Consider the following 12,998-nt stretch of genomic DNA (forward strand, 5'->3'; position numbering starts at 1 on the left):
GCCTTTTCTCGCAAACTGGTTCGACCAATTGGGCCTGAAGCGAGGTCTACAGCAAATTATCCGGATCGGCAAGAAGCGCCGGGATGCAACTTTCGCTGTGGAGTATTTCCTTGATTATATTGAGATATATATGCCTGCGCCGGGTGGTTTTGGGGTCATGATGGCGCATTGCAAGGCTTGACCAAAATTCCACATTTGGTAATACCAGAATGGTGGTGCGTGCAAGCGCCCGTTGAGAAAAGACCAAAGTGGCTGGCCCTGTTTCCAATCGGCGCTATGCTCGGTCGCGAGAGAAATGAGGGAGGATGCCGATGCCGACGACAATGAAGGGCCCGGGGCTGTTTCTGGCGCAGTTCGCGGGCGACGCCGCGCCGTTCAACTCACTGGCGTCGATCACCAAATGGGCGGCCGGTCTCGGCTACAAGGGCGTGCAGATCCCGACCTGGGACGCGCGGCTGTTCGATCTCAAGAAGGCGGCCTCTTCCAAGGCCTATTGCGACGAGGTGAAAGGCATTTGCGCCGACGCCGGCGTCGAGATCACGGAATTGTCGACGCATCTGCAGGGGCAATTGGTGGCGGTGCATCCTGCCTATGACGCGCAGATGGATGGCTTTGCGCCGCCATCGGTGCACAACAATCCCGCAGCCCGGCAGAAGTGGGCTGTCGAGCAGATGAAGTTCGGCGCTAAAGCATCGCGTAATCTAGGCCTGAATGCTTCAGTGTCGTTTACCGGCTCGCTGGCTTTCCCTTACCTCTATCCGTTCCCGCAGCGGCCGGCTGGACTCATTGAGGAAGCGTTTGGCGAGCTCGGCAAACGCTGGAAGCCGATTCTCGACGTGTACGAGGACAACGGCGTCGATGTCGGCTATGAAATTCACCCGTCTGAAGACGTTTTCGACGGCGCCACTTTCGAGATGTTCCTCGACGCGGTCGGCGGCCACAGGCGCTGCAACATCAATTACGATCCGTCGCATTTCCTGCTGCAGCAGCTCGACTATCTCGAATTCATCGACATCTATCACGAGCGCATCAAGGCGTTCCACGTCAAGGACGCCGAGTTCAACCCGACCGGCCGGCAAGGCGTCTATTCCGGCTATCAGAGCTGGACCAACCGCGCCGGGCGCTTCCGTTCGCTGGGCGATGGACAGGTGGATTTCGGCGGCATCTTCTCCAAGCTGACGCAGTACAATTATGATTCCTGGGCGGTGCTGGAGTGGGAGTGCTGCCTGAAGCATCCGGAGGATGGTGCGGCCGAAGGCGCGCCTTTCATCGAGCACCACATCATCCGGGTGACGGAAAAGGCATTCGACGACTTCGCCGCTGGCACCACCGACAAGAAGTTGCTGCGCGCCATGATGGGAATCTAGCTCGATTTTCCCTCCCCTTCGCGGGGAGGGTGGCCCAAAGGCCGGGTGGGTCGGTTCACACCGCGCTCTGCCTCAACGACCCCACCCGATCCGCTGCGCGGATCGACCTCCCCTCAAGGGGGGCAAGCAACAGCGAGGAGCAAGATATGGTCGGCGCATCGAAGTCGGAAACGGGAGGCGGCCCGATCCGCTACGGCATGGTCGGCGGCGGGCAAGGCGCCTTCATCGGCGCGGTGCATCGGATCGCGGCGCGGCTGGACAACGAGTTCGTGCTGGTTGCCGGCGCTTTGTCAGCCGACCCGGCCCGTGCCAAGGCCTCGGCGGCCGAACTGGGGCTCGACCCCTCACGCAGCTACGCATCCTATGCCGAGATGGCCAAGGCCGAGGCGAAGCGCCCCGACGGCATCGAAGCGGTGGCCATCGTCACGCCCAACAATGTGCATGTGCCAGCGGCAAAAGCTTTCCTCGAGGCCGGCATCCACGTCATCTGCGACAAGCCGCTGGCGACGACGCTGGCCGAAGCGAAAAAGCTCGCGGCGATAGTCGAGAAGACCGGCAAGGTGTTCGTGCTGACGCACAACTACACCGCCTATCCGATGGTGCGGCAAGCACGCGAAATGGTCGCCAAGGGCGTGCTCGGCGACATCCGCATCGTGCAGTCCGAATATCCGCAGGACTGGCTGACCGAGGATTTGGCGGCGACAGGCCAGAAGCAGGCGGCGTGGCGCTCCGACCCCAAGCAGGCAGGTGCCGGCGGTGCGCTGGGCGATATCGGCACGCATGCCTACAACCTCGCCCGCTTCGTCTCGGGGCTGGAACTGGACTCCCTGTCGGCCGATCTCGACGCCTTCGTGCCGGGACGGCTACTGGATGACAACGTCAACGTCATGCTGCGCTTCAAGCCTACCGGCAAGACGCACCCGGCCAAGGGCATGATCTGGGCAAGCCAGGTGGCGCCCGGCCATGAGAACGGGCTGAAGCTGCGCATCTATGGCTCGAAGGGTGGGCTGGAATGGGTGCAGGCCGACCCGAACTATCTCTGGTACACCCCATTCGGCCAGCCAAAGCAATTGATTACCCGCAATGGCGCCGGCGCGCTGCCGGTGGCGGGCCGTGTCAGCCGCGTGCCGTCAGGCCATCCGGAAGGCTACCTCGAAGGCTTCGCCAACATCTACCAGGAGGCCGCACGCGCCATCCGGGCGGCACGCCGCAAGGGCGGCAAGCCGGCAAAGGATGTCGTCTTCCCGACCATACAGGACGGCGTCGAGGGCATGGCCTTCATCGAGGCTTGCGTGAAGTCGTCGAAGAAGAACGGGGCGTGGACGAAGCTCTAGTCCAAGGGGCGCTGAGATTCAGGTGAGGCCGGCCTGCAAACGGCCGTTTCCTGCGCTTCCGGTGCTCACGTACCCAAAAGTACGCTCCGCTCCGGTTCTCGGAACCAGCCGTTTTCGGCTTGGCCTGACCTGAATCTCAACACCCCGGCGATCCGAGGAATCTAAGGGGAGGGGGCGTCGATGAAAATCGGCATGTGCATGTTCTTGTGGACGACGGCGGTGTCGAAGAAACACGAGCCGCTGCTGCGCGACATCAAGGCGACCGGTTTCGATGGCGTCGAGATACCGATCTTCGCCGGCACGCCGGACGATTATAGAAAGCTCGGCGATCTGCTCGACCGCATCGGGCTGGAGCGGACTGCGGTTTCGGCCATGGGCGATCCGGCGATGAATTTGATCGCGGCCGACGCGGCAACCCGCAAGGCCGGTGTCGACTACATGAAATGGGCGATCGACTGCGCGCAGGCGCTTGGCGCCAGCACGCTGAGCGGCCCTCTGCATTCGACGCTCGGGTCCTTTTCCGGCTCTGGGCCGACGGCCGCGGAGAAGAAGCGCTCCGTCGGCTCGCAGCGCGCCATCGGCGACCATGCCGGCAACAAGGGCGTCACCATCGGGCTCGAGGCGCTGAACCGCTTCGAATGCTACCTGCTCAACACGATGGCGGACCTGTCGGAGCATATCGACGCCATCGACCGGCCGCACATCAAGGCGATGTACGACACCTTCCACGCCAATATCGAGGAGGCCGACCCGATCGGCGCCTACACGAAACACCGCAGGAATGTCGTGCATATCCATATCTCGGAGAATGATCGCGGCGTGCCGGGGCGCGGCAACATTCCGTGGACCGAAACGTTTTCCGCCATCCGCAAGAGCGGCTATGACGATTGGCTGACGATCGAGGCGTTCGGCCGCTCACTCAAGGATTTGGCGGCGGCGACCAAGGTGTGGCGGGATTTTTCAGAGACCCCGGAAGCGGTTTATCGGGAGGGGTATAGGCATATCAAGAGCGGGTGGAAGAAGGCGGCTTAGGCGCCCTGGCCCATTTTCTATTTGCGTTCGCGGCGGTTGCCAGGTGGTTCCCCCACTCCGTCTCGGCTTCGCCGAGCCACCTCTCTCCCCCCTCCGGAGGGAGAGGAAGGAAGCCTCGGCCTGGGGGACACTCGGCCTAAGAGGACAGGCGTCGGCTCGGACAGCCTGGCGCTTTCCTCTACCCCGTCGATCGGGGGAGAGCGACTATCTGGGGTGTCAAGTTGCACTCGCGAACTCGTTGCGCGCATCGCGTGCTTTTGCATTGAGGATGACGAGGAGTTTTCTGGCGAGTGCGATGCGGATGAGCATTTTTGGCTTTCCCGCCTGTTGCAACCGTTGAGCGAAAGCTTTGAGATTGGGATCGAATTTGGCCACGATGGCTGCGACGATGAAGAGGATGCCACGCGGCCCGGCGCGTCCGCCGCGCACATGCCTGTTGCCGGTGCGCTTGCCGCTATCGTTGGCGAAGGGAGCGAGGCCTGCCAGCTTGGCGATGGCCTTGTTGGAGATGAGGCCGATCTCGGGCAGTTCGGCCATCAGGCGGGCGACGGTGCGTCCGGCCACGCCCTTCAGCGAACGAAAGGCCTGCTCCAGCCTGGCCCACAGCGGATCGTCATCGATCATCGAGGCAATCTCGCCTTCCAGGCGCCGTTGCTCGCGCTTGAGGAAGGCCAGCATCGCCTCGATGCTGGCGCATACCTCGGCGTCGCGTGCGGCACTTCTACGCTGCTTGTTGATGGTCGCATCGCCGACAATCTGGCAAAGCCGGCCAACCAACGCGGCAAGCCGCTGCTGGGCGGCGCTTGGCGGTGGCGTCGGCACAGTGTTCTTGACTGCGCCGTAGTGGGCGATGACAGCGGCGTCGATCCTGTCGGTCTTCTCAAGATAGCCCATCGCCTCGGCGAAACGGCGCACGCTCTTGGCATTGACCACGCCGCACGGCATGCCGTGCGCCCACAAGAGCATGAATCCCAGCCGTTCATAGCCGCCCGATGCCTCCATCACCGCAAGGACTGCGTCATGGCTGCGGCAGAACAGCCAAAGAGCTGCGATCCCCGCCGCGTCGTTGGCGAAGCGCGCTGCCGCTCCGCCAGGCCAGACATGCGCGTCCAGCCAATCTTTCGAAACATCAACTCCACAAATAATCCTGTTCACGGTAACCTGCCTTGTGCGTACGGTTGGAACCAAGCGACTGTTCGGTCGTGCGTGATGAAGGCGAAGATCCCAAGCTCTCCCGCGGCTGTAACCTCAGGTGGTACGGGCGACTTCGCCAAGCCAAGGTCCGGGCGGCCACCCGGACCTTGGCTCAATCGCTCTAATCCCACGAAATCTCTCTCGTGTAGATACAAGGTGTCGAGCGAAGCTCGACGGAGTGGGGGTCGATCCTTTGGCGCCGGTCGAGACGACTTGCGCGTCTGCATCACAAGCCTACCCCTGCTCAGCCTGGATCCTGTTGTAGTCGTGGATCGTCTGGCTCAGCCGGCGGCGCAGGAAGTTGGAGATGTTGTCGAAGATGAAGACGACGGCCAAGATCAGCAGCACCATGTAGAAGACGTTGGCCCAGTTTGAGTTGGTGCGCATCGCTTCCCACAGTTTCAGGCCGATGCCGCCGGCGCCGACAGCGCCGATGATGGTGGCGCCGCGGGTGTTGGATTCCCACTGATAGAGCGTCTGGCTGATGAACACCGGCACCACTTCCGGCAGCACGCCGTAGCGCTGCACCAGGAGGCCGTTGGCTCCGGTCGAGGTAATCCCCTCGCGCGGCCTGTCGTCGATGTTCTCCAGCGCCTCGGAATAGGTTTTGCCGAGCGTGCCGACCTCTGTGAAGAAGATCGCCGCACTGCCAGCCAGCGGTCCCGGCCCGAAGGCGCGGGTGAAGAACAGCGCCCAGATCAGCATGTCGATGGAGCGCATGAAATCGAAGAAGCGCTTGAGCACCTGGTTGACCAGCCGGCTGGGCGTGATGTTGCGGGCGGCGAAGAAGGCCAGCGGGAAGGCGACGATGCCGCCCAGCATGGTGCCGAGAAAGGCCATGACGATGGTCTGCAGGAGCTTCGTCCAGACATCGCCATGCTGCCACTGGGCGTTGTTCCAGATGTTGTCGCCGGCCAGCGCCAGATTTGACGTGCCCGGTTTCAGTTCCGGCCCGGAGACGATCAGCGAAGCGACTTCGCTTGCCGACTTGCCGAAGAAAGGCGAACGCGTGTCGAAGACGAAATTTGCCCAGCCTAGAAACCGCTTGCGTATCCTGACGCGGTCAACGGCGACGCGGGACTCGCCGGCAAAGCCCATGTCGGCGACCACCTCATCCTCATGCGCGGTGATCCAGCCGGGAACCGGTCCCGAGATCAGCGGCTTGCCGGTGCCGAGCGCGACCGCGACAGTCTCACCGTTGGCAGTTATCGTCGCTTGCGTCTTGGTGAAGGTGATCGACTTGGCGGTGCCGTCGATCAGGATCGTCACCGAACCATCGGCATTGGTCTTGACCCAGTCCGGATCCGGGTTCGGGCCGAGCACGGAGAAGCGTGGATATTTGGCAGTGATCTGCGGTTCATCGAGGCGGAAGATCGGCTGCACGTCGTAGCTGATCCACTGGGTCAGGAACAGCGGCAGGCGCTCCCAGTGCGATTCCCGCATGACCTGCGGCAGGTTGAAGAACCACAAGGCGTACAGCAGGTAGAGAAAGATGCCGCCAAGCAGCATCAGCGGCCCGAAGCGCTTGTGGAACGGCCGCTGGAACACCTGCGGGAAGCGCTCTTCGATCGACTGGATCTGATCGGCGGTCATGGTGGCCATGGTCAAGCGCTCATCACGAAAGCCTGCTCGCCGACCAGCTTGCGGCGCAGCCAGGCGGAGAACTGGTCGACGATGAAGATCGTCGTGAACAGGAGCAGCACGAGGGCTATCGTCTTGGCGCCGAAGCCGCGCGAGATCGACAGCTTCAACTCCTCGCCGATACCGCCGCCGCCGACCGCGCCCATGATGGTGGAAATGCGGACATTTATCTCAACACGCAGCAGCGTGTAGGACATGAAGTTGGGCAGCACCTGCGGCAGGCCGGCGAAGCGCACCCGCTCGAACCAGTTGGCGCCGACGGCCCTCAGGCCTTCCTCGGCGCGCATGTCGATGTTCTCGTTGATCTCGTAGAACAGCTTGCCCAGCGCGCCGATCGAATGCAGGCCGATGGCGATGATGGCGGCGATCGGGCCGATCGAGACGATGGCGGCGAACAGGCCGGCGATGACGATCTCGGGAAAGGCGCGCAGCAGTTCCATGAGGCGCTTGACGATCAGCCGCAGCACCGGATGCGGCGTCAAATTGCGCGCCGCGATGAAGGAGAACGGCACGGCGAAGACGAAGCCGATGAAGGTCGAGACCAGCGCCACGTTGAGCGTGGTCAGCATCAGCTCGAAATATTCGGGGATGTAGAAGCTGCCCCAGACATAGGCGCGGCCAAGCGGAAAATTGAATTCCTGGGTACCGGTGTCATGCGGGGAAGTGATGTCGAACATCGCCCGCCAGACATCGTTCCAGTCCTTGGGGACGAGCCAGCTCAGGAAATCCAGCAAATGCGGCAACCGGTCGAAGAAATGCCCGGCATTGGCCTCGTCGGCGAACCACATGGTGCTGCCGAGCGCGGTGATGAGCAGGCCGACACCGATGGCGGTGTAGAGCCGGCGCAAGGACGTCTGGCGACGCCAGGCGTCGGCCATCTGGTGAGTGGCGCCGGAAGGGGCTGTCACGGAAAGGGTCATGATCGGACATGCAAGAAGGGCGGCGTTTTCTCGACGCCGCCCTTCCTGGTTTCGCCGTTAGCCGCCGATGGCTGCCTTACGGGCTTCGACGATGACGTTGTAGAAGTCCGCCTTAACCGGGACGTAGCCGGTAAAGTCGCCGCCCTCGACGCCTTCGAAGCAAGCCTTGTCCTTCTTCGGCAACTGCGTGAAGAAGTCGGCGAGCTTGGCGGTCATTTCGTCGCCGAGCGCGGTGCGCACGACCAGCGGGCCGTTCGGGATCAGACCCGAGCGCCAGACTTCGACGAAGTCGTTGGGGTCGACGGCGCCCTTGGCGACTTCCTTGTGGAAGGTGCCGGAGGTGTAGCCGTCCTTGAAGTCGCCGATGCCGGAAGAATCGTCCACCGCCACGTCGACCTTGCCGTCACGCACGGCCAGGACGTTGTTCTCGTGACCGCCGTTGAACTGGGTCGAGGCGAAGAAGGTTTCGTTCGAAGCGCCGGTATCCTTCGGGATCTGGGTCAGCGGGATCAGGTAGCCGGAGGTAGAATCCGGATCGGCGTAGCCGAGCTTCTTGCCCTTGGCCGACTTGATGTCGGTGATGCCGGAGGATTTCAGCGCCAGGCCGATCGAATAATAGCCGGTGGCGCCGTCGGTCTGCTGGGTGGTGAGGATCGGGGTGACCGCCTTCGGGTCCTTGAGAGCGACGCTGGCGTAGCCGGAAGCGCCGAGTTCGGCGAAGTCGAGCGTGCCGCCGAGCAGGCCCTGGATGACGCCGTCATAGTCGGCGGCGGGGAACAGCGAGACCTTTTCGAAGCCGAATTCGGCCTTCAAATGGTCGGCGAGGCACTGGTAGTTGCGCAGCCGGTCGGTTTCGTTTTCGCCGCCGAGAATGCCGACGCGAAATTCCTTCATGTCGGCGGCATGGGCCATGCTGGTCGCCATGGCGAGCACCGAAACGGCGCCAAAGACCATCTTCCTGAACATTGGATATTTCTCCTGTAGGTTCCGGCCCCGCGCCGGCAGCGTTATCGATTTTGACAGGTGCCCTTGACGTGGGCTGGCGATCCCAACCGCTCTCAATATCCCGGGAATGCGGGCTCGAGCGGTCCGGCGGATGCGGCGATCTTTCGGCTGAAGGCAACGCTGGTCGAGGTGATGGCCTCGGAGATTTCCTGGCCATTGCTGTCGGCGCCGTAGACGAGGCGCACCGCCTCGCGGTTGAGCTCTTCCGGCGGGCCGTCGAAGACGACCTTGCCGGCAGCCATGCCGATGATGCGGTTGCAGTAGGTGCGGGCGGTGTCCAGCGTGTGCAGATTGGTGACGACGGTGATGCCTTCGCGCAAATTGATGTCCTGCAGCGAATCCATCACCACCTTGGCGTTGAGCGGGTCGAGCGAGGCGATCGGCTCGTCGGCGAGGATCACTCTGGGCTGCTGCATCATGGCACGAGCGATGGCGACGCGCTGCTGCTGGCCGCCCGACAAGGTGCCGGCGGGCTGCAGCGCGGTGCGGACGATGTCGAGCCGCTCGAGTGCCGCGACCGCCTCGGCGCATTCGGCGCGGGAGAACATGCCGAACAGGTTGGTGATGGTCGAGCGGTGGTTCAGCTTGCCGAGCAGCACATTGGTCAGCACGTCGAGGCGCGGCACCAGGTTGAACTGCTGGAAGATCATGGCGCAGTCACGCTGCCAGCGCCGCAGCGGCGAACCGCTCAGCTTCGAGACCTCGGCGCCGTCAAAAAAAATCGACCCCTGGCTGGGATCGATGAGACGGTTGATCATGCGAAGGAGGGTTGATTTGCCGGCGCCCGAACGGCCGATAATGCCAACCATCTGACCCTGCGGGATCGCGATGTTGATGTCGCTGACGGCAGTGTTCTTGCCAAATCGTCGGGTGACACCGCGGATTTCGAGCGTGGCGGAATTTGCTGGCATGGGGGCAGGTTCCAGTCCGGGACCATTGATCGTCAGGCTCTCGCCTAACGCAGCCACATGAACCTGCCGTGTCGCGATGATGTCAGTTTTGTTACGCTCCACAGGCCGGAGTCTGCGGCCGGCCCAGGATCAGCAGTCGAAGGTGATGTGGAATGCAGGCCTGGCGAGCTGGCGCCGGTGGCCAGACGGCACCACTTGATGCGCATATACTCGCCCGTCGCGCGCCGGCGATGGCGAGGCCGTCCTTCAGGCGTTCCAGACAAGGGCCGTCATGGCGTCGATGCCGGTGTCGAGAGGCACGTCATGCGGATAGCAGGGGCGGGGGCGGTTTGCCCCCGCTGCCCAGCGTCAGTGACAGCCCGTTCCTGGCGTCGCTATCCGCCATATTTCTCCAAGAACGCCTCGGCCTCGAGCTCCCGGAAGTCATCCAACGCGGCCCGCAGCCTTGCATGGTCCCAGTCCCACCAGGCCAGCGCCTGGTAGCGTTCGGCCGTGCGGCGATCGAAGCGCTCGCGGATCGGCTTTGCCGGCACGCCGGCGACGATCGTATAGGGCGCTACATCTTTCGAGACGACAGCGCCGGCGCCGACCGCGGCGCCATCGCCGATGGTGACACCGGGCAGGATGGTCGAGCCGTGACCAAGCCAGGTGTCGTGGCCGATGGTGACCCGCTTGGCGCGGCGTTGGGCGAAGAATTCGCTCTCGTGCTCGGCATCGTCCCAGTAGTCCGAGGCGCGATAGGTGAAGTGATGCAGCGTCGGCCGCCAGGTCGGGTGGTTGGTGGCGTTGATGCGCACGCTGGCCGCGATGTTGGCGAACTTGCCGATCGTCGCACACCAGACCGAGCAGTCCTGCATCATGTAGGAATAGTCGCCAAGTTCGCTTTCCGAGACCCGGCTACGGTCGGCGATCTCGGTCCAGCGGCCGAGCGTCGAATTCTGTACATCCGCCGTCGGGTGGACCAGCGGCGTCTCGGACAATTTCCTGGTCATGCGGCGATTTTTCCGGGCGCGAAAGCGGTGACGTCGATGATGCGGTCGGCAACCGCCTCGCGTACATCGTGGTCATGGAAGATGCCGAGCAGGGCGACACCTGCAGCCTTCTTGGCGGCGATGAGTTCGATCACGACATCGCGGTTCCTGGCATCGAGCGAGGCTGTCGGCTCGTCGAGCAGCAGGATCGGATGCTCGGTGATGAAGCCGCGCGCGATGTTGACGCGCTGCTGCTCGCCGCCGGAGAAGGTCGCAGGCGGCAAAGCCCAGAGTTTCTCCGGCAGGTTGAGCTGCGCCAGCAAGGCGCGCGCCTTGTCCCTTGCGGCTTCGCGATTCTCGCCGCGCTCGACCAGCGGTTCGGCGACGACGTCGAGCGCCGAGACGCGCGGCACGGTGCGCAGGAACTGGCTGACATAGCCGATCGTTTGCCGGCGTATGGCCAGCACGGTGCGCGGGCTGGCGGTGGCGAGGTCGATCAGCCCATCATCATGCGTGACGATGATCTGGCCTTCGTCGACGGCGTAGTTGCCGTAGAGCATCTTCAGGATCGAGCTCTTGCCGGCACCGGAAGGACCGCCGAGCACGGTGCATTCGCCAGCCCTGATCGAGAACGAGACACCGGCGACAACAGGCAGTTTGATGCCGTCGCGCAGGTGCATGGTGAAACTCTTGGCGACGTCGGAGACAACGAGGGGGGTTGCCATCAGAAGGGCCTCCAATTGTCGTTCGTTTGCGGGCCAACGCCTCCCTCTGCCTTGCCAGGCATCTCCCCCTCAAGGGGGGAGATCGGCAGCTTTCTCGTTGCGCTTGTTCTGCAACGTTGGAGAGTGGCGAAACCGAGGACGATAGCCAATCTCCCCCCTTGAGGGGGAGATGGCCGGCAGGCCAGAGGGGGGTGCCTTGGCGCCATCGTCAAACCTGCAAAATCGAGGAAACAAGCAATTGCGTGTAAGGCGCGCGCGGGTCGTCGAGCACGCGGTCGGTGAGGCCGCTTTCGACGACGCGGCCGTCCTTCATCACCATCATGCGCTGCGACAAGAGCCGCGCCACGGCAAGGTCGTGGGTGACGACGATGGCCGCCAGACCGAGATCGGTGACCAGACCACGCAGCAGGTCGAGCAGGCGGGCTTGCACCGAGACATCGAGGCCGCCTGTTGGCTCATCCATGAACACCAGGCGCGGCCCGGTGACGAGGTTGCGGGCAATCTGCAGGCGCTGGCGCATGCCGCCGGAAAAGGCGCGGGGCTCGTCGTCGATGCGGTCCTCGTCGATCTCGACGCGCGACAGCCAGTCGACGGCGGTGGCGCGGATCCTGCCGTAGTGACGGTCGCCGACCGCCATCAGCCGCTCGCCGACATTGGCGCCCGCCGACACCGTCATGCGCAGGCCGTCGGCGGGGTTCTGATGGACAAAACCCCAGTCGGTGCGCATCAGGAAGCGGCGCTCGGCCTCGCTCATGCGGTAGAGCTCGCGGAACTGGCCGTCGCGCATGCGGTAGCTGGCGGTGCCGGAGCTCGGCAGCAGCCGGGTCGACAGGCAGTTGAGCAGCGTCGTCTTGCCGGAGCCGGATTCGCCGACGACAGCCAGGACTTCGCCCGGCCACAGGTCGAAGGAGACGTTGTCGCAGCCGACGCGCGAACCGTAGAATTTAGAAAGTGCTGCGACACGCAGCAGCGGTTCGTCGGTCATTGCGCCGGCTCCCTTGTTCCCGAGGCAAGATGGTTTTCCGGGGCAAGATGGCCGCGATAGCCGTCCGCTCGCCGCTTCTCGCAATGGTCCGTGTCGGAGCAGACGAACATGTGGCCGCCATGGTCGTCGAGGATGACTTCGTCGAGATAGACGTTCTCGGCCGCGCACAGCGCGCAGGGCTGGTCGAAGGTCTGGACCTCGAACGGATGATCCTCGAAGTCGAGGCTGACCACTTCGGTGAAAGGCGGCACCGCGTAGATGCGCTTTTCGCGGCCGGCGCCAAACAGCTGCAGGGCCGGCGAGCGGTGCATCTTGGGATTGTCGAATTTCGGCGTCGGCGAGGGGTCCATCACATAGCGGCCCTCGACCTTGACCGGATAGGCATAGGTGGTGGCGATGCGGCCGTGCTTGGCGATGTCCTCGTAGAGCTTGACGTGCATGAGGCCATATTCCTCCAGCGCGTGCATTTTGCGCGTTTCGGTCTCGCGCGGTTCGAGGAAGCGCAGGGGTTCGGGGATCGGCACCTGGTAGACCAGCACCTGGGCCGCCGTCAGCGGATGCTCGGGAATGCGGTGGCGGGTCTGGATGATTGTGGCGCTGGCAGTGTCGGTCGTCACCGCGACATTGGCGACCTTCTTGAAGAAGGCGCGGATCGACACCGCATTGGTGGTGTCGTCGGCGCCCTGGTCGATGACCTTCAGCACATCGTCCGGGCCGATGATCGAAGCGGTGACCTGGACGCCGCCGGTGCCCCAGCCGTAGGGCATCGGCATTTCGCGCGAAGCGAACGGCACCTGGTAGCCGGGAATGGCGATGCCCTTGAGGATCGCCCGGCGGATCATCCTTTTGGTCTGCTCGTCGAGATAGGCGAAGTTGTAGGTGGCGATGTCGGTCATGGCGATCACATCCACAT

General features: G+C 63.4%; 12 protein-coding genes. 3 read left to right on the top strand and 9 right to left on the bottom strand.

Features of this window, described 5'->3' with window-relative positions; translation table 11 throughout:
* The first annotated feature begins 311 nt into the window (after positions 1–311).
* The 3 genes from EOC83_RS26700 to EOC83_RS26710 all read left to right on the top strand — a co-directional run bounded on the left by EOC83_RS26700 (position 312) and on the right by EOC83_RS26710 (position 3,733).
* A complete protein-coding gene (locus EOC83_RS26700) occupies positions 312–1,367 on the top strand; it encodes a sugar phosphate isomerase/epimerase (RefSeq protein ID WP_063169045.1) in 1,056 nt (351 codons plus the stop codon).
* 146 nt (positions 1,368–1,513) lie between these two features.
* Positions 1,514–2,701 carry a Gfo/Idh/MocA family oxidoreductase gene (locus tag EOC83_RS26705; protein ID WP_013529510.1) on the top strand — a complete coding sequence of 396 codons (1,188 nt, stop codon included), beginning with the start codon at positions 1,514–1,516 and terminating at the stop codon, positions 2,699–2,701.
* Positions 2,702–2,881: 180 nt separating this feature from the next.
* Positions 2,882–3,733, top strand: a complete 852-nt coding sequence (locus tag EOC83_RS26710; RefSeq protein WP_063169044.1) for a sugar phosphate isomerase/epimerase — start codon at positions 2,882–2,884, stop codon at positions 3,731–3,733.
* Positions 3,734–3,949: 216 nt separating this feature from the next.
* Here EOC83_RS26710 and EOC83_RS26715 read toward each other — a convergent pair whose 3' ends face one another.
* From EOC83_RS26715 to EOC83_RS26760, 9 genes are all read right to left on the bottom strand, one after another.
* Positions 3,950–4,888 (bottom strand): IS110 family transposase, encoded by a 939-nt coding sequence (locus EOC83_RS26715; RefSeq protein ID WP_063169043.1) that lies wholly within the window; start codon positions 4,886–4,888, stop codon positions 3,950–3,952.
* A 273-nt stretch (positions 4,889–5,161) separates the two neighbouring features.
* Complete coding sequence (gene phnE, locus EOC83_RS26720; protein WP_063169042.1) at positions 5,162–6,529, bottom strand: phosphonate ABC transporter, permease protein PhnE; 1,368 nt, start codon at positions 6,527–6,529, stop codon at positions 5,162–5,164.
* Positions 6,530–6,531: 2 nt separating this feature from the next.
* Complete coding sequence (gene phnE, locus EOC83_RS26725; protein ID WP_063169041.1) at positions 6,532–7,488, bottom strand: phosphonate ABC transporter, permease protein PhnE; 957 nt, start codon at positions 7,486–7,488, stop codon at positions 6,532–6,534.
* A gap of 57 nt (positions 7,489–7,545) precedes the next feature.
* Positions 7,546–8,454, bottom strand: a complete 909-nt coding sequence (phnD, locus tag EOC83_RS26730; protein ID WP_063169040.1) for a phosphonate ABC transporter substrate-binding protein — start codon at positions 8,452–8,454, stop codon at positions 7,546–7,548.
* Positions 8,455–8,546: 92 nt separating this feature from the next.
* On the bottom strand, positions 8,547–9,404 hold the full coding sequence (gene phnC / locus EOC83_RS26735) for a phosphonate ABC transporter ATP-binding protein (protein ID WP_063169039.1): 858 nt from the start codon (positions 9,402–9,404) through the stop codon (positions 8,547–8,549).
* Between the two features lie 374 nt (positions 9,405–9,778).
* Positions 9,779–10,396 carry a DapH/DapD/GlmU-related protein gene (locus EOC83_RS26740; protein WP_063169038.1) on the bottom strand — a complete coding sequence of 206 codons (618 nt, stop codon included), beginning with the start codon at positions 10,394–10,396 and terminating at the stop codon, positions 9,779–9,781.
* A complete protein-coding gene (gene phnL / locus EOC83_RS26745; protein ID WP_063169037.1) occupies positions 10,393–11,100 on the bottom strand; it encodes a phosphonate C-P lyase system protein PhnL in 708 nt (235 codons plus the stop codon). Before phnL ends, EOC83_RS26740 begins: the two co-directional genes overlap by 4 nt.
* Before the next feature lie 208 nt (positions 11,101–11,308).
* Entirely contained in the window at positions 11,309–12,085 is a 777-nt protein-coding gene (phnK, locus tag EOC83_RS26755) for a phosphonate C-P lyase system protein PhnK (RefSeq protein WP_013529518.1), read from the bottom strand.
* Entirely contained in the window at positions 12,082–12,981 is a 900-nt protein-coding gene (locus EOC83_RS26760; RefSeq protein WP_063170339.1) for an alpha-D-ribose 1-methylphosphonate 5-phosphate C-P-lyase PhnJ, read from the bottom strand. Before EOC83_RS26760 ends, phnK begins: the two co-directional genes overlap by 4 nt.
* Positions 12,982–12,998 lie beyond the last annotated feature (17 nt).

The organism is Mesorhizobium sp. Primo-A, assembly GCF_003997175.1.
Taxonomy (GTDB): domain Bacteria; phylum Pseudomonadota; class Alphaproteobacteria; order Rhizobiales; family Rhizobiaceae; genus Mesorhizobium; species Mesorhizobium ciceri.